The organism is Pseudoxanthomonas kalamensis DSM 18571 (genome assembly GCF_010211745.1).
Lineage (GTDB): Bacteria > Pseudomonadota > Gammaproteobacteria > Xanthomonadales > Xanthomonadaceae > Pseudoxanthomonas_A > Pseudoxanthomonas_A kalamensis.
The window spans coordinates 173,985-190,597 of the sequence record NZ_PDWQ01000004.1; the positions used below are offsets into that span (position 1 = coordinate 173,985).

The 16,613-nt window shown below is 67.4% G+C and carries 15 protein-coding genes; 3 read left to right on the forward strand and 12 right to left on the reverse strand.

The window, feature by feature from the left end:
* Positions 1-11 precede the first annotated feature (11 nt).
* From CSC70_RS09390 to hrcA, 8 genes are all read right to left on the reverse strand, one after another.
* Positions 12-1,910 (reverse strand): alpha/beta hydrolase family protein, encoded by a 1,899-nt coding sequence (locus CSC70_RS09390; RefSeq protein WP_162456382.1) that lies wholly within the window; start codon positions 1,908-1,910, stop codon positions 12-14.
* Between the two features lie 84 nt (positions 1,911-1,994).
* On the reverse strand, positions 1,995-3,119 hold the full coding sequence (gene carA / locus CSC70_RS09395) for a glutamine-hydrolyzing carbamoyl-phosphate synthase small subunit (RefSeq protein WP_162456383.1): 1,125 nt from the start codon (positions 3,117-3,119) through the stop codon (positions 1,995-1,997).
* 118 nt (positions 3,120-3,237) lie between these two features.
* Positions 3,238-3,969 (reverse strand): 4-hydroxy-tetrahydrodipicolinate reductase, encoded by a 732-nt coding sequence (gene dapB / locus CSC70_RS09400; protein ID WP_162456384.1) that lies wholly within the window; start codon positions 3,967-3,969, stop codon positions 3,238-3,240.
* Between the two features lie 34 nt (positions 3,970-4,003).
* Positions 4,004-5,116, reverse strand: a complete 1,113-nt coding sequence (locus CSC70_RS09405) for a prephenate dehydrogenase (RefSeq protein ID WP_162456385.1) — start codon at positions 5,114-5,116, stop codon at positions 4,004-4,006.
* Between the two features lie 61 nt (positions 5,117-5,177).
* On the reverse strand, positions 5,178-6,293 hold the full coding sequence (dnaJ, locus tag CSC70_RS09410; protein WP_162456386.1) for a molecular chaperone DnaJ: 1,116 nt from the start codon (positions 6,291-6,293) through the stop codon (positions 5,178-5,180).
* An 88-nt stretch (positions 6,294-6,381) separates the two neighbouring features.
* Complete coding sequence (dnaK, locus tag CSC70_RS09415; RefSeq protein ID WP_162456387.1) at positions 6,382-8,316, reverse strand: molecular chaperone DnaK; 1,935 nt, start codon at positions 8,314-8,316, stop codon at positions 6,382-6,384.
* 103 nt (positions 8,317-8,419) lie between these two features.
* A complete protein-coding gene (grpE, locus tag CSC70_RS09420) occupies positions 8,420-8,947 on the reverse strand; it encodes a nucleotide exchange factor GrpE (RefSeq protein WP_162456388.1) in 528 nt (175 codons plus the stop codon).
* Positions 8,948-9,041: 94 nt separating this feature from the next.
* Positions 9,042-10,091 carry a heat-inducible transcriptional repressor HrcA gene (gene hrcA, locus CSC70_RS09425; RefSeq protein ID WP_162456389.1) on the reverse strand — a complete coding sequence of 350 codons (1,050 nt, stop codon included), beginning with the start codon at positions 10,089-10,091 and terminating at the stop codon, positions 9,042-9,044.
* A gap of 100 nt (positions 10,092-10,191) precedes the next feature.
* Between hrcA and recN the strand changes: the two genes are divergently transcribed.
* Positions 10,192-11,868, forward strand: coding sequence for a DNA repair protein RecN (recN, locus tag CSC70_RS09430; protein ID WP_162456390.1), 1,677 nt, complete (start codon positions 10,192-10,194; stop codon positions 11,866-11,868).
* A gap of 15 nt (positions 11,869-11,883) precedes the next feature.
* Here the strand turns inward: recN and fur are convergent, their stop codons facing one another.
* On the reverse strand, positions 11,884-12,285 hold the full coding sequence (gene fur / locus CSC70_RS09435) for a ferric iron uptake transcriptional regulator (RefSeq protein ID WP_162456391.1): 402 nt from the start codon (positions 12,283-12,285) through the stop codon (positions 11,884-11,886).
* 110 nt (positions 12,286-12,395) lie between these two features.
* Here fur and CSC70_RS09440 point away from each other — a divergent pair, with 110 nt between their 5' ends.
* Positions 12,396-12,782: an outer membrane protein assembly factor BamE gene (locus tag CSC70_RS09440; RefSeq protein WP_425501566.1), complete on the forward strand. Its 387-nt coding sequence runs from the start codon at positions 12,396-12,398 to the stop codon at positions 12,780-12,782.
* A gap of 4 nt (positions 12,783-12,786) precedes the next feature.
* Here the strand turns inward: CSC70_RS09440 and CSC70_RS09445 are convergent, their stop codons facing one another.
* Positions 12,787-13,047 (reverse strand): RnfH family protein, encoded by a 261-nt coding sequence (locus CSC70_RS09445; protein ID WP_162456393.1) that lies wholly within the window; start codon positions 13,045-13,047, stop codon positions 12,787-12,789.
* Positions 13,037-13,474, reverse strand: a complete 438-nt coding sequence (locus CSC70_RS09450) for a type II toxin-antitoxin system RatA family toxin (protein WP_162456394.1) — start codon at positions 13,472-13,474, stop codon at positions 13,037-13,039. The genes CSC70_RS09445 and CSC70_RS09450 overlap by 11 nt, the downstream gene beginning before the upstream one ends.
* Before the next feature lie 77 nt (positions 13,475-13,551).
* On the opposite strand from CSC70_RS09450, the gene smpB reads away from it, so the two are divergent.
* Entirely contained in the window at positions 13,552-14,046 is a 495-nt protein-coding gene (smpB, locus tag CSC70_RS09455; protein ID WP_162456395.1) for an SsrA-binding protein SmpB, read from the forward strand.
* Positions 14,047-14,053: 7 nt separating this feature from the next.
* Here smpB and CSC70_RS09460 read toward each other — a convergent pair whose 3' ends face one another.
* On the reverse strand, positions 14,054-16,483 hold the full coding sequence (locus CSC70_RS09460; protein WP_162456396.1) for a S8 family peptidase: 2,430 nt from the start codon (positions 16,481-16,483) through the stop codon (positions 14,054-14,056).
* Between the last annotated feature and the right edge of the window lie 130 nt (positions 16,484-16,613).

The following is a 16,613-nucleotide window of genomic DNA, read 5'->3' on the forward strand; positions in this document are numbered from 1 at the left end:
TTCTTCTAGGATTACTTGGTCGCAGCGGCTGCCGCTTTGGACCCGATGTACTTGTCGAAGAACGCCAGCATCTTCGTGTAAAGATTGATCTGGTTATCCAGGTCGCGGAATCCATGGGCTTCCTTGTCCTCCACGATGACACCATCAGGCTGTTTGCCCACTTTGGCCATCTGATCGATCAGGAAATACATGTTCTTGATCGGCACCCGGACATCCTTCTTGCCGTGCACCAGCAGGACCGGCGCCTTGAGCCGCTCGACCCCGTAAGCAGGAGACTGCGCCATCCGCTCGGATTTTTCCGGCGGATAGACATCCTTCAGGTAACTCTGCCCGAACTTGGAATCGGCGAAATCCGCGTCCCGCTGCGCATCCAGGTCGTAAACACCCACGTAGCCCACCGTGCACTTGTACAGGTCAGGCTCGCGCACCGCGCTCATCAGCGCTGCATAGCCGCCATATGAAGCGCCATAAATGCAGACCCGGTTCGGGTCGGCAATCCCCTGAGCAACCGCCCACCTGACCGAGTCGGTCAGATCATCCTGCATCGTCGTTCCCCACTTGCGGTATCCCTTGCCCTCGAAGGCATTGCCGTAGCCACCGGAACCGCGATAGTTGATCTGCAACACGGCGTATCCGCGGTTGGCGAACAGCTGCACTTCGGGATTGAAGCCCCACTCGTCCCTCGGGCCATGCGGACCGCCATGCGGATTGACGATCAGCGGAAGGTTCTTGCCATCGCTGCCTTCGGGAATGGTAATGTAGCCGTGCAGTTGCAGACCATCGCGCGCCTTGAGCGTGATCGGCTTCATCGACGACATCTCTTCGGGCTTAATCCACTCCATGCTCGAGGTTAGGAAGCTGGCCTTTCCGGTCTGACGGTCGAACAGATAGGCCTCCGGCGGCATGGTGTCCGAATAGACGCGCATGGCGAAGTAACGCCCATCGCGGGACGGACGGAGGAAGCGCAGCGCCTTGCCCGGGAACGCCTTCACCAGCCCTGCGTACACCTTTGTCTCCGGATGTTCCGGGGCAACCCAGTCCCAGTATGGGACACCATCCTCGTACCAGACCCCCAGCAGAGTCTTTTCGTCACTGCTCCACAGGTAGGCCGACGGGCTGACGATGCCGTTGCGGGATACTTGCGTTTCCTCGCGCGTGTCCGGATCCAGCAGGATTACCGACTCAGGCTGGCCTTCCTCGCCCTTGGCCATGTAGACCTGCTTGTTCTGCGCATCGAAGCCCAGCGGGTAGAAGGTCGCCCCGTTCCTTTCGCTTTCGTGGACCTGAGTCCAGACATCGCCATCACGCCGGTAGGTCACGTTCCTGCCGTCGTTCATCGCACCGGATACGTATCGAACGCTTCCGGCATGGTCGACCAGGAAGCTACCCATTTCCACCGGCGCGCTGGCCACGGTCGTGATCCGGCCGTTGTTGACGTTCAACCTGGAAAGGAAGGAGGTCTCAATCGCCCTCTCCACCAGGATGTGATCTGGATCGTCCGGCAGCAGGTCCGCAATGCGGTAGAAATTCCCGTTCGGGATGTCCAGGCGCCCGGTACCGTCGATGTTGGACGCGTACAGATCGCCGCGCATGGTCTCGAAATCGAAGCGACCGGTCTTGAAGGTCACATAGAACAGCAACCGGTCGTTGTTGGCCCAAATCACTCGGCGGAAATACCGGTTTTCGCCGTAGTCCCATTTGCCGACGATGCCCTGGTCGGAAACACGAAGCACCGCCAGCACGGTACGATCCTCGCGTGGAACCGTGACCGCCATGTGCTTTCCGTCCGGCGAAATGCTGATCGATGTGAACTCTGGGTCCTTGAAAAAATCACGAATGGGAACCTCCCGCGCCCAAGCCGCCATCGGCAGCAGCAACAGGAATAACACCAGGCGAATAGTCGATTTCATTTCCATCTCCTTCGAAAACCCCACCAACAAACTATGCGCGGCATGCATACAGCGGCACGATAGCGCCAATCCAGCCCGTCCCATTCATTGGGAAACGGACATCATCGAGACAAACCGGTCAAACAACGGAGACACGTCATGCGGTCCCGGCGACGCTTCCGGGTGTCCCTGAAACGAGAACGCCGGCGCATCGGTCAGTTCGATGCCCTGGTTGCTGCCATCGAACAACGAGCGATGAGTAACCCGTACATTGGACGGCAGAGTCGACTCGTCAATCGCGAAGCCATGGTTCTGCGAGGTGATCATCACCCGACCGCCATCCAGGTCCTGCACCGGATGGTTGGCGCCGTGGTGGCCGAACTTCATCTTCAGCGTACGCGCACCGGCCGCCAGGCCCAGCAACTGGTGGCCCAGGCAGATGCCGAACGTGGGAACCTTGTTCGCGACGAGTTCGCGGATCGCGGCGATCGCGTAGTCGCAGGGCTCCGGATCGCCCGGTCCGTTGGACAGGAACACCCCGTCCGGTTGCAGCGCCAGTACCTCGGCCGCCGGCGTCTGCGCCGGTACCACCTGCACATCGCAACCGCGTTCGGCCAGCATGCGCAGGATGTTGCGCTTGACCCCGAAATCATAGGCCACCACCTTGAATCGCGGCGCTGCCGAAGCGAATTCGCCGCTGTCCAGGTCGAGCTGGCCCTGCGTCCAGCGGTAGGCCGAGTCAATGGTCACTTCCTTCGCCAGGTCCATGCCCTTCAGGCCGGGGAACTTGCGCGCGGCCTCCAGCGCCCGGTCCACGTCGATCTCGCCCGCCATCAGCGCACCACTCTGCGCACCGCGGTCGCGCAGCAATCGGGTCAGTTTGCGGGTATCGATGCCGGCGATGGCGACGATGCCGCGCTGGCGCAACCATTCCGGTAACGCCACCTGGCTGCGCCAGTTGCTTGGCCGGCGCGGCACGTCGCGCACGATCAAACCGGCGGCCCAGGCCCTGGCAGCCTCGTCGTCCTGTTCGGTACAACCGGTGTTGCCGATGTGGGGATAGGTCAGGGTGACGATCTGCCGCGCATACGACGGGTCGGTGAGGATCTCCTGGTAGCCGGTCATGGCGGTGTTGAACACCACCTCGCCGACCGACAGGCCGGCGGCTCCCACGGAAACGCCCTCGAATACGGTGCCGTCTTCGAGGACGAGGATTGCGGTTTCGGTCACGGTGTCGCCTACGTCGGGTTGCAAGAAACCGCCGAAGCGGCGTCGAACCGGTCCGGAGGCAGGGGAATCAGGCGAGCCGGAATTCTACCCAAGCCGGACCCTGGGCGCCAGCGCAAATTCAGCCCAGCAGGTCGGCCACGCGGTAGCTGCCAGGGGCTTTGCCGCACAGGCGGGTGGCCACGTGCAGGGCGCCGCGGGCGAAGATGTCGCGGTTGCTCGCGCGATGGGCCAGCTCGATCCGCTCGCCGATGCCGGTGAACTGGACCAGGTGTTCGCCGACGATATCGCCGGCGCGCAGCGAGGCGTAATGGGGCGAGGCACCGCCGCGCCCGGCCGATTCCCCCAGCGCCAGCGCGGTGCCCGAGGGAGCGTCCAGCTTGCGGGTGTGGTGGGCCTCGACGATGTCGCAGTCCCAGCCCGGCAGCATCGCCGCGGCGCGTTCGACCAGGTCGTTCAGTACCGCCACGCCGAGGCTGAAGTTGGCCGCCCACAGCAGCGGCGAACGGACGGCCGCTTCGTCCAGCGCGCCGCGCTGGGCATCGGACAGCCCGGTCGTACCCGAGACCAGCGCCGCGCCGCGTTGCGCGCACAGGGCCAGGATGGCGTCGAAGCCCTGCGGCAGGCTGAAATCGATGGCTACGTCGAACGGCGGCAGGCTGGCCAGTTCGGTCGAGGCGAAATACGGCACGCCATCGACCACCCGCGGCGACGGTGTGCGGCGGACCACGGCCGCGACCACCTGCATCGACGGGAACTCCGGCGCCAGCCGCAGCAGGGCCTGACCCATGCGGCCGGAGGCGCCGTGGATGACCAGGCGCAGTGGCGATTCATTCCCGGGTGACGCGTTCATGGGCGACATGGTAACCGCAGCCGGCCCGTGCGCTTCATTGCGGCAGGATATGGCCGATGCCGCTGGCGTCGACCTCGGCGGCGGCGGTCCGCAAGGCCGGTGGATCGGTATCGGTATTGAACCCGAGCCGGAAATGCAGTTCGCCGGCAGGCGTGCGCGAGGAGTGCAGCGAGGCGATGCTGACGCCATGGCGTTCGAACACGTGCAGCAGTTCGCGCAGCGAACCGGGACGATCCTGCGGCAGATGGATGCTCAGGGTGTGCGAGTCGTTGAGGTCGGCCAGCAGGTAGCCGATACGCTCGTAGCCGTAGTTGCCGGCAGCCAGCGCGGCCTCGCCCAGCGCCTGCCGGTTGCGGTCGAAGAATTCCTCGCGGAAGGACGTGCGTGCCGCCGCATCGCCCTGCCCGACCTGGCCTTGCAGGGTCGACAACTGCCGCACCAGCGCCTCCAGCACGGGGCCGGCGTGCGGATTGTTGAACTGGATGTCCTCGTAGATCGACGGATTCAGCGACAGGATCCGGCTCAGTGCGGCCACGTCCATTTCGAACGAGGCCGACCGATACGGCATCAGCGCGGCCAGGTCGCCCAGTACTGGCGCGTATTCGCGCAGCACGCCCGCCTGGGCCAGATGAGTGGCGTGGACCATGGCCTGGACCAGGGCCATGACCTGGTCGTGGTGGTCGGGAGCGGCATGGACGCAATCGGCCTCCAGCGCATCCAGCAGGCGCTGCAGCCAGCCGCGCCAGTGCTGCAGCCGCGCCTCGCAGACCACCATCACCCGCCCCTTCAGAGTCGGCGACTTCGGCGGCGCGGTCATCGGATGCAGACCGACCACCTCGGCTTGCGAGGCCAGCATCGCCTGCACCGGCGCGGCCTTGATCGAGGTCACGTCCAGCCACAACTGCCCGCTTTCGCGTCCACCGGCAAGCGCTGCGTATTGCCCGATCAGCTCCGGCGTCAGCCGGATCGGCGCGGAAAACACCAGCACGTCGCAGCGCGCCAGCAGCGCTTCGGGGTCGAGCCCGTCACGGGCCGCCGGGTCGCTGCCCAGCACCCGAAGTCCCATGCGCTGCCCGAAGAAACGCCGCAGCCAGCGCCCGTATGCGCCTTCGCTGCCGACGATGCCGATCACCGGGGAATCTTTCATGCCTGTCCGGACGCGAAGGAAGCGATCATTGTAGGACCCGCCGGACACCCGGCCGCTGCGCTCAGGAGGTCATCCGGTCCCAGAAGCCCTTGACCCCATCCAGAAAGGTCGCCGAGCGCGGCGAATGCTTGCGCCCCTGCTCGCCGACGAAGGTGGCCTCGAACTGCTGCAGCAGCTCGCGCTGCTCGGCGGTCAGGTTGACCGGGGTTTCCAGCACTACCTTGCAGTACAGGTCGCCCGGCACGCGGCTGCGCACCGACTTGACGCCCTTGTCGCGCAAGCGGAACACCTTGCCGGTCTGGGTTTCGGCCGGGATGCGGATTTCCGCCTCGCCACCCAGGGTCGGCACCCGCACGGTGTCGCCGAGCGCGGCCTGCGAGATGCGGATCGGCACTTCGCAATGCAGGTCGTCGCCGTCGCGGTGAAATATCTCGTGCTCGCGCACCCGCACTTCCACGTACAGGTCGCCCGGCGGCGTGCCCGGCGGCCCGGCCTCGCCCTCGCCGGTCAGACGGATGCGGTCGCCATTGTCCACGCCGGCGGGAATCTTCACCGACAGGATCTTCTGTTCTTCCACCCGGCCCGCACCGTGGCAGGCCTTGCACGGGTTGCTGACCACCTGGCCTCGACCGTCGCAGTTCGGGCAGGTCTGCTGCATGGTGAAGAAGCCGCGCTGCATCCGCACCTGGCCGCGACCACCGCAGGTGCCGCAGGTGTCGACCTTGCCGTCTTCCGAGCCGCTGCCATGGCAGTGCCCGCATTCGGCCAGGGTCGGTATCTCGATCTGGCGTTCGATCCCGGCGACCGCTTCCTCCAGATCCAGCTCCATCACGTAGCCGACGTCGGCGCCGCGACGGGCGGCACGGGCGCCGCCGCCGAAAATGTTGCCGAAGATGTCGCCGAAGATGTCGCCCATGTCGGCCGGACCGGGTCCACCGCCGCCCATGCCATGCTCGAACGCGCTGTGCCCGTACTGGTCGTACATGCGGCGCTTACCGCCGTCGGACAGGACCTCGTAGGCCTCCTTGCATTCCTTGAACGCGACTTCCGCAGTGTGGTCGCCCGGATTGCGGTCCGGGTGGTACTTCATCGCACAGCGACGGTACGCCTTCTTCAGGTCGTCCTCGCTGGCGTCGCGGGACACGCCCAGGACTTCGTAGTAGTCGCGCTTTGACATCTTCCGGGAAATTCCAGGGGTGCGGAGGCCGCCGTTCACGGACCGCGGCCCGGATGCAACCGGACCGCGGCATTCATTCCGTCATGGATTACTGCTTCTGGTCGTCCTTGACTTCGGTGAACTCGGCATCGACCACATCGTCGCCGGCCGAAGACGCACCGCCCGCACCGGCATCGGCGCCCGCCTCACCCGGCGGCTGGGTGGCGGCGGCGGCAGCGGCGTACAGCGACTGCCCGGCCTCTTCCAGCGCCTTGGTGCGGGACTCGATCTGGTCTTTGTCGTCGCCCTTCATCGCCGTTTCCAGGTCGGCCAGCGCCGCCTCGACCTTGCCAATGATCTCGCCGCCGACCTTTTCGCCATGCTCCTTGATCGCGCCACGGGTGGCGTGGATCAGGGCATCGGCCTGGTTGCGCGCGCCGACCAGCTCGTGGAACTTCTTGTCCTCGTCGCGATTGGCCTCGGCGTCGGCGACCATGCGCTGGATCTCGTCCTCGGACAGGCCGGAGCCGGCCTTGATCTCGACCTTCTGCTCCTTGCCGGTCTTCTTGTCCGTGGCCGAGACGTGCAGGATGCCGTTGGCGTCGATGTCGAAGGACACCTCAACCTGCGGCATGCCGCGCGGCGCGGCCTCAATGCCGGTCAGGTCGAACCTGGCCAGCGACTTGTTGTAGCGGGCCTGCTCGCGTTCGCCCTGCAGCACGTGCACGGTGACCGCCGACTGGTTGTCCTCGGCCGTGCTGAAGGTCTGCGAAGCCTTGGTCGGGATGGTGGTGTTCTTCTCGATGATCTTGGTGAACACGCCGCCCAGGGTCTCGATGCCCAGGCTCAGCGGGGTCACGTCCAGCAGCAGCACGTCCTTGACGTCGCCGGCCAGCACGCCGCCCTGGATGGCCGCGCCCAGCGCCACCGCCTCGTCGGGGTTGACGTCCTTGCGCGGGTCCTTGCCGAAGAACTCCGCCACCGCCTGCTGCACCTTAGGCATGCGGGTCTGGCCGCCGACCAGGATGACTTCCTGGATGTCGCCGGCGCGCAGGCCGGCGTCGTTCAGCGCGGTGCGGCAGGGCTCGATCGACTTCTTGATCAGGTCCTCGACCAGCGCCTCCAGCTTGGCCCGGGTCAGCTTGATGTTCAGGTGCTTGGGACCGGAGGCGTCGGCGGTCACGTACGGCAGGTTGACCTCGGTCTGCTGCGCGCTGGACAGCTCGATCTTGGCGCGCTCGGCCGCGTCCTTCAGGCGCTGCAGGGCCAGCGGGTCCTTGCGCAGGTCGATGCCCTGATCCTTGTTGAACTCGTCGACCAGGTATTCGATGACGCGGTTGTCGAAGTCCTCGCCGCCGAGGAAGGTGTCGCCGTTGGTGGCCAGCACCTCGAACTGCTTCTCGCCGTCGACGCTGGCGATCTCGATGATCGACACGTCGAAGGTGCCGCCGCCCAGGTCGTAGACCACGATCTTGCGGTCCTTGCCGTCGCCCTTGTCCAGGCCGTAGGCCAGCGCGGCCGCGGTCGGCTCGTTGATGATGCGCTTGACGTCCAGGCCGGCGATCTTGCCGGCGTCCTTGGTCGCCTGGCGCTGGCTGTCGTTGAAGTACGCCGGCACGGTGATGACCGCCTCGGTGACCTTCTCGCCGAGGAAATCCTCGGCGGTCTTCTTCATCTTCTCCAACACCTTGGCGGAAATTTCCTGGGGCGCCAGCTTCTTGCCGTCGCTGGTCTGCACCCAGGCGTCGCCGTTGTCGTGCGCCAAGATGCCGTACGGCACGTGGGCAATGTCCTTCTGCACTTCGCCGTCGGTGAACTTGCGGCCGATCAGGCGCTTGACCGCGTAGAAGGTGTTCTTCGGGTTGGTGACTGCCTGGCGCTTGGCCGAGGCGCCGACCAGCACTTCGCCGTCCTTGGTGTAGGCGACGATCGAAGGCGTGGTGCGGTCGCCTTCGGAATTCTCGATGACGCGGGCCTTGCCGCCGTCCATGATCGCCACGCACGAGTTGGTGGTGCCCAGGTCGATGCCGATGATCTTGCCCATTGGATTTGCTCCGTAAATTTCAGTCTTTGGCCGGCAACGTGCCGGGGATGTCTGCTATGTGGGGGCCGGCGTGGAACATTCAAGCCGGCTATCGAAATGCCGTTCAGTCCTGCCGCGCCACCACCACCAGCGCGGGGCGCAGCAGGCGGTCGTTGAGCACGAAACCCTTCTGGAACACCTGCAGGACCTGGCCCGGGGTCGCGCCTTCCGGCGCCTCTGCCTGGCTGACGGCCTGGTGGAATTCGGGGTTGAAGGTCTCGCCCAGCGGGTCGAGCATGCGCAGGCCATTGTCGCCGGCGACCTTCAGCAACTGCTTCAGGGTCAGCTCCATGCCGTCGCGCAGCGGGCCGGCGGTGTCGCCGGCGGCGGACAGCCCGGCGTCCAGGCTGTCGAACACCGGCAGCATCTCGCCCAGCAGCTTCTCGTTGGCGAACTTGCGCAGGTGGTCGATGTCGCGGCTGACGCGCTTGCGCTGGTTCTCCAGGTCGGCGCGTTCGCGCAGGACATCGGCGCGGGTCTGTTCCAGCTCGGCGCGCAGTTGCTCGACCTCGGCCTGCAGCTGCTCCTCGGCGCTCAGCGCCGGGTCGGCGTCCTGCGCCGTTTCGGTATCGGGGGTGTTCTGGTTGCTCATTGCGGGTTCCGTGGCGGTCACCATGCCGCCGACGGACAGCCTATGGGGTCGCCGGCGCCGCGATTCAAGCCCGGCAGCGGCAAAATGGCGGCACTCAGGACGGCGACGGTTCCATCGCCGCGCCGAGTACATCGGCGGCGGCCTGTACCACCGGTATGACCCGCTCGTAGGCCATCCGGGTCGGCCCGATCACCCCCAGCACGCCGAGCACCCGTCCACCCGCCGTGTACGGCGCGGTGACTACCGAAACACCGTCGTGGCGCCCCAGCCCGGCCTCCTCGCCGATGAAGATGCGCACGCCGGGCGCGTGGATGGTGCGCTCCAGCAGTTGCAGGATCTCGCGCTTGCGGGCGAAAGCCTCGAACAGCTCTCGCAGCCGGTCCAGATCGGACAGGTCCTGCACCGACATCAACCGGGTCTGCCCGGCCAGCACCACGTCGTCGCCGGACGGCGCCAGCGCGTGCTCGGCCAGCTCCACCGTCTGCTGCAGCAGGCCTTCCATCTGGTCGCGCGCCTGCCGCATCTCCTGCACCAGAATGGCGCGAATGTCGTGCAGCGGGCGGCCGGCGAAATGCTGGTTCAGGTAGTTGGCCACCCGTTCCAGTTCGGCCGGATCGTAGCTGCGGCGCGGCTCGATGACCCGGTTCTGCACCTCGTTGTCGGCGAACACCAGGATCGCCAGCACCCGGCGGCCGTCGAGCGGCACGAAATCGATATGGCGGAAGGCGAACTGCTCGCGCTTGGGCACGCTGACCACGCCGACGAAGTGGGTCATCGCCGACAGCAGTTCCGAAGCGTTGCCGAGCAGGGCCTGGGTGCCGCCGCCGCTGGGCAGTTCGCTGCGCAGGCGGGTCAGTTCGCCCTCGCCCAGCGGCTGCATCTGCACCAGGCTGTCGACGAACACCCGGTAGCCCTGCGCGGTCGGCACCCGCCCGGCCGAGGTGTGCGGCGAGGCCAGCAGGCCGACATCCTCCAGATCGGCCAGGATGTTGCGGATGGTCGCCGCGCTGACGTCCAGCCCGGCGTGCCGGGCCAGCGTCTGCGAGCCGACCGGCTCACCGTCGCGGATGTAGCGCGCGATCAGCGTGCGCAGCAGCTGTCGCGAGCGCGGGTCCAGCGCGGTGTCGGCGGGTTGCGTGGCCATTCCTGCCCGAATAGATAGCGCCATCCGCGCCCTGCCGCAAGACGCGGCCACCCGCCGTCCGTCGCAATTCCTGCGCCGCCGGCCACTACAATCCGTTCCCATGCTGACCCGCCTGACCCTGCAAGATTTCGCCGTCGTCGCCTCGGCCGAACTCGAGTTCGGCCCCGGCATGAGCGTGATTTCCGGGGAAACCGGTGCCGGCAAGTCGCTGCTGGTCGATGCGCTGGGCTTCCTGTCCGGTATGCGCGCCGACAGCAGCGTGGTCCGCCACGGCGCCGAGCGCGCCGAGCTGGCCGCCGAATTCGCCCTCGACGAAGACGGCCCGGCGCTGGCCTGGCTGCGCGAAAACGCACTGGACGACGGCCGTGACTGCCTGCTGCGGCGGGTGATCCGCGCCGACGGCGGCTCCCGCGCCTGGGTCAACGGCCGCGCCGTCACCCTGTCCCAGCTGTCCGAACTGGCCGCCCTGCTGGTGGAAATCCACGGCCAGCACGAACACCAGGCCCTGCTCTCCCGCAGCAGCCAACTGGCCCTGCTGGACAGCTACGGCGACCACGCCGGCGCGCTGCAATCGGTGCGCCAGGCCGCCGCTACCTGGGCGGCGCTGCTGGACGAGCGCGAACGCCTGTCTGGACAGGGCGACGTGTCCGACCGGATCAACTACCTGCAGCACCAGTTGGCCGAATTGCAGCGCGAGGACCTGGCCCCGGTCGCGCTGGCGCATCTGGTCGCCGACCATCGCCGGCAGGCGCACGCAACCGGCCTGATCGCCGCCTGCGACGGCGCACTGGCAACCCTGGCCGGCGACGAATCGCCTTCGCTGGCCGGCCAGCTGCAACGCACCCGCGCCGACCTGGCCCGCCAGGCCGAGCACGAGCCCCGACTGCGAGAAGTCGACGCCCTGCTGGAAAGCGCCGGCATCCAGCTCGACGAGGCGCTGACCCTGCTCGGCCAGGTCCGCGAGGATCTGGACGCCGATCCCGACCAGTTCGACCGGCTCGAACGCCGGCTGGGCCGCCTGCACGACCTGGCGCGCAAGCACCGGGTCACGCTGGACGGCCTGCAGCCACAGGCCGAACGTCTGGCCGCGGAACTGGCCGGGCTGCAGGGCGCCGGAGAGCGACTGGATCAGCTGAACACCGAAATCGAGGCCGCCCGCACCGGCTGGCGCCAGGCCGCCGACGCGCTGGGACGCAAGCGCCGGCGCGCCGCGCTGGCGCTGTCGAAGGCGGTCACCGGCCTGATCGACGAGCTCGGCATGGGCGGCGGCCGCTTCGAGGCGGTGCTGGAGCCGCAGCCGGAGGAACGCCCGGACCCGCAGGGCGGCGAACGGGTCGAATTCATGGTCGCGGCCAATGCCGGCCAGCCGCCGCGACTGCTGCGCAAGGTCGCTTCCGGCGGCGAGCTGTCGCGCATCTCGCTGGCCATCGAAGTCGCCGCGCTGGGCGCCGACGCGGTGCAGACCATGGTGTTCGACGAAGTCGATTCCGGCATCGGCGGCGCGGTCGCCGACATCGTCGGCCGCAAGCTGCGCGCGCTGGGCGAATCGCGACAGGTGCTGTGCGTGACCCACCTGCCGCAGGTCGCCGCGCAGGGCCACGGCCATTACCGGGTCAGCAAGGCGCCGGTCGGCGGCATCACCCGCAGTTCGGTGCAGAAGCTGGACGATGCCCAGCGCGAGGACGAACTGGCGCGGATGCTGGGCGGTGTGGAAGTCGGCCGCGAGGCATTGGCGGCGGCGGCGCGGCTGCTGCGCGACGCCCGTCGCGCGGGCTGAACCGGAGCGTCGGCCTCAGCGCTTCTTGCGCACGTACAGCACCAGCGAGTGTTCCTCGATCTCGTAGCCGTACTCGGCCGCGATCTTGTCCTGCAGCGCTTCGATCTCGTCGCTGGAGAACTCGATGACCTTGCCGCTCTCGATGTCGACCATGTGGTCGTGGTGCTCGCCGCGGTCCAGTTCGTACACCGCCTGGCCGCCCTCGAAGTTGTGCTTCAGCACCAGGCCGGCGGCCTCGAACTGGGTCAGCACCCGGTAGACCGTGGCCAGACCGATCTCGTCGCCGCTTTCCAGCAGGTGGCGATAGATGTCCTCGGCAGTCATGTGGCGCGGCTTGCTGGCTTCCAGCAATTCGAGAATGCGCATCCGTGGATGGGTGACCTTCAAGCCGACTTTGCGCAGGTCTTGCGATTCCATGGCCTCTCCGTTCATTGGCGGTTTAGCGCCAGCTGCCTGGGATGGGGTCGCGGCGATCAGGGGAAGTGTATCATCGCCCCAGCCACTCTCCTGCCGCGATTTTCCACATGATCCGTATCGTTCTGCTTGCCGTCCTGACCGTCCTGACCACCGCCGGTTGCGGCCTGCTGTACAAGCAGCCGATCTACCAGGGCAACCTGGTCGAACAGGCCAACGTGGATCAACTGGAAGCCGGCCTGACCAAGCAGCAGGTCATGGCCCTGCTGGGCACGCCGTCGATCGCCGACCCGTTCCATGCCGACCGCTGGGACTACACCGCCAGCGAACGCACCAACCGCCGCGGCAGCACCGAGATCAAGAACCTGACCGTGTTCTTCGAGAACAACTTGGTGAAGAACTGGGAAGGCGAATACTTCCCGGAAAACGACCTGCAGCTGACCCAGGACGTGCGCAAGTTCGGCCCCAACCTAGCCAAGGAAAAGAAAAAGGGCGGCTGAGCCGCTACCCCTTCGGCTGTTGCGCGCGCCGGCGGCGCGCCTCCTTCGGATCGATCTGCAGCGGCCGCAGCAGTTCCACCCGGTCGCCATCGCGCAACGACTGTTGCGCGCCCGCCGCTACCCCGAACACCGCGTAGCCGGCCACTTCGTCGATGCCGTCGAACACCGCCGCGGCGACCGCGTCGGACACTGTGGCCCCGGCCGGCAGTTCCAGTTGCACGCGGCGCAGGCGCCGCGGCCAGGCCATGACCACCTCAACCCGCATCGCCGCCCTCCCCGGCTGCGCGCACGAAATCGTCGACCATGCGATCGGCCAGGTTCTGGAATCCCAGCTTGAACGCCGGCGCCAGCAGCCGGTTCAGCGGCTCGAACTCCAGCGTCAGCGTGACCTTGCACGCCGACTCGTCCAGCGCCTGGAATTCCCACAACCCGTGCAGGGCGGTAAACGGGCCGTCGACCAGGTTCATCTCGATCCGCAACGGCCGCTGCAGGCGGTTCTCGGTGGTGAACCAGGTCTTCAGCTTGCCCAGCCCCAGTTCCAGCCGCGCCCGCATCCGTTCGGGCTCCGATTCGATCACCTCCGAACGCTCGCACCAGCCGAACCGGCGCGGGTAGCCGGCCACGTCGTTGACCAGATCGAACATGCGCGCGGCCGAATGCTCGACCAGGGCGCTGCGGCGGATGCTTTGCATGGGTAAGCGGCGTGATGCTGGCGGAACGGACGAGGCGAGCTCGCGCGAACCGGTGGCTTGGGCGACAATGCGCGGATATGTCGAAGAAAGCGGCCAAGGATAAAGCAAAAGGCAGCGGCACGATCGCGCTGAACAAGCGCGCGCGGCACGAATACCACCTGGTCGAGCGCTTCGAGGCCGGCCTGTCACTGCAGGGCTGGGAGCTGAAGGCGATCCGCGCCGGCCGCGCCAACATCGGCGAAAGCTACGCGATGGTGCGCGGCGGCGAACTGTACCTGTTCGGCGCCCAGATCACCCCGCTGATCCAGGCCTCCAGCCATGTCGTCGCCGACGACCGCCGCACCCGCAAGCTGCTGATGCATCGGCGCGAGATCGACAACCTGATCGGCAAGGTCGAACGCGATGGCTACACCCTGATCCCCACCGCACTGTACTGGAAGGGCAACAAGGTCAAGGCCGAACTGGCGCTGGCCAAGGGCAAGCAGACCCACGACAAGCGCGCCAGCGAGAAGGACCGCGACTGGCAGCGGGAAAAGCAGCGCGCCATGCGCCAGCACAACCGCGACGCCTGACGACGGCTCAGGTCGCGCCCAGCATCCGCACCAGGTTGGGAATGCCCCGCCCCTGCATGTAGGGGTCGCGGCCGATGTCGGTGCAGTGCTCCAGCAGGATGCGCTTGACCCGGTCCGGCGCACCGATGAATTCGCGCCGCGCCGACAGGAACGCCGCCAGCAACCCCGACACGTGCGGCGCGGCCATGCTGGTGCCGCTCATTTCCACCATCCAGCTGTCGCGCTTGCGCCGGCTGAAGCCGTGGTGGGCCGACAGGATCTTCTCGCCCGGTGCGACCACGTCCGGCTTGCCGCGACCGTCGGCGGTCGGCCCGCGCGAGGAAAAGTACGACACGCCGTAGGTATGCGGGTTGCTCTTGTGCACCGAACCGACCACGATCGATTCCTCCAGGTTGGCCGGGTCGCCGATACTCAAATCCATGTTGGCTGGCAGGATGCTGCCGTCGGCCTGCAACAGCCAGGCCGTGCCCTCGTTGCCGGCCGCGAGCACCACCAGCACGCCCTGCCGCCACAGCCGCCGCAGCTCGTTGCAGACCGGGGTGAAGCCGCAGCCGTAGCTTTCGGCATCGAACGGCCCGCCGAGGCTGAGATTGACGCCGTGGATCAGCAGTTCGCCGGCCGAATCGTTGATCCGCCCGATCTGCTGCAGCGCCTTGATGATGTACGAATCGTGGCCCAGGCCTTCATCGTCCAGCACCTTGAACCCGTACAGGCGGGCCTCCGGGGCGATGCCGCCGAAGCTGGCCGTTTCCCCGCCGGGCAGCGGCGCCGAACAGCTGCCGGCGATGATCCCGGCCACGTGGGTGCCGTGACCGTCGCGGTCCATGCCGGAGAAGGCGTCGCCGTCGGCGCGCACCCGTTTCTTCGGCGCGCCGCGCACGGTGCAGTCCCATTGCGCCGCCACCACGTCCTTCTTGCCCGCCTCGTAGAAATGCGGGTGGCTGGCGGCGATGCCGGTATCCAGCACCGCCCAGCCGATCTTCCTGCCGAGCGCGCGATAGGCGTTGTGCGCGGCGTCGGCCTGGACCACCACCGGCGACTGGTTGATCAGCGCCCGCTTCTGCGCGTCGCGCCACAGGCGCTTGAACTTGAGCGGCTGGTGCGCGTCGCGCAGGCGTTCGATCTCGAACCGGGTCAGCCGCGCCGACACGAAGCGCTGCAGGCCGTCCTCCAGCCGGATCGCCTCGTCCAGCGCCTCGCCCTGCAGGCCGGTGCTGGCCCCGGCCAGCTCGCGGATCTGCGCCAGCAAGCGTTGCCGGCTCTGGTCCAGGTCGCCCTCGCCGTCGGCACGCTCCAGTTCGATCAGCGTCTCGTGGCGGTATTCGCCGTCGCGCGCCTCCAGCTGGTCGGACAGGTCCTTGATCAGCACCGTGTTCGACAACGGCTGGTCGAAACCGGGGCCGACCGCCTCGCGCACCGCCTCGCGCACCTGCGCGATGGCCAGGTAGCCGGAACCGGAATGCGGGTGCTGCGGGCTGTCGAGGTTGATGCCCTGCCCACGCAGGTTGCGGAAGCGCCCCGCCGGCCGCTCGATGTCGTCCTTCAGGTCGCCGTCCAGCGCCACCGGATCGGCAGTATCGGCCACGTTGAACCACTGCCGCACGCAGGGCGGAAACGGCAGCTTCGATTTCTTCGTCCACTGCTTGAACATGCTGCGCACGCTGGGCAGCCCCAGCGGCGAGCCGACGGTCACCAGCAGGGCGACATCGCAGCGCGCCGGATCCAGCTTGCGCAGCACTTCGTAGGCGATCATCGACCCTTGGCTGTGCGCCACCACCACGAACGGCCCACCGCCGGATTCCAGCCGTTCGCGCAGGCTGCGCTCCATCGCCTCGCGGCGTTCGCGGACAAAGAAGAAATCGTGCACGTCCTGCAGCAGCGCCGCCGAGACCAGCCGCAGCAGCGCTTCGTTGATCTTGCCCAGCACCCCGCGCTTGCCCGGCCCGCGCCGGCCGACGCCGTCGACGCCCAGTTCGCCGAGCATCTGCCGCAGCAGCCGCTCCTCTTCCGGGGAACCGGCGATCTGCCCGGCCAGCGCCTGCAGGTCGCGCTGCGCCGGCGAAACCCCCATCGCCGCCATCACCTTCAGCTCGGCGGGGGTGATCGTCGGCCCGTCGTCGCGGTCGTTGCCGGTGCCGGCTTCGGGCACCGGATAGCGCTGGCGGTCGACCCAGTAGGCCAGCCGGGTACGCTCGCCCATGCTGCGGCCGAACAGCGCCTGGTCCCACTGCGCGCGCAGCACCTCGGCCGGCGGCTTGTTGCCGATGCCGTGGACGTAGACCACGGCCTTGGCCTCGCCCTGGGCGGTGGCCATGAAGTCGGAAGCCGCTTTGTTGCCCTTGCCCGCCTGCGCGGCACGCTTGCGCGGCGCCTTCCGCCCCTTCGTCGTCGCCTTGCCGGCGGCCGTCGCAGTCCGTCCGCGTTTCGTGGTCGCCATGGCGCCTTCTCCGTCGCAGTCCACCCGTTCCAACGGCCGTCCGCTGTCGGGCAGGACACGCGCGCCGGTGAAGCGATGCTGACCCCGTCGGCGTGGCGGCCTTGTGAAGCGGATTCCCCGCCCCTACACT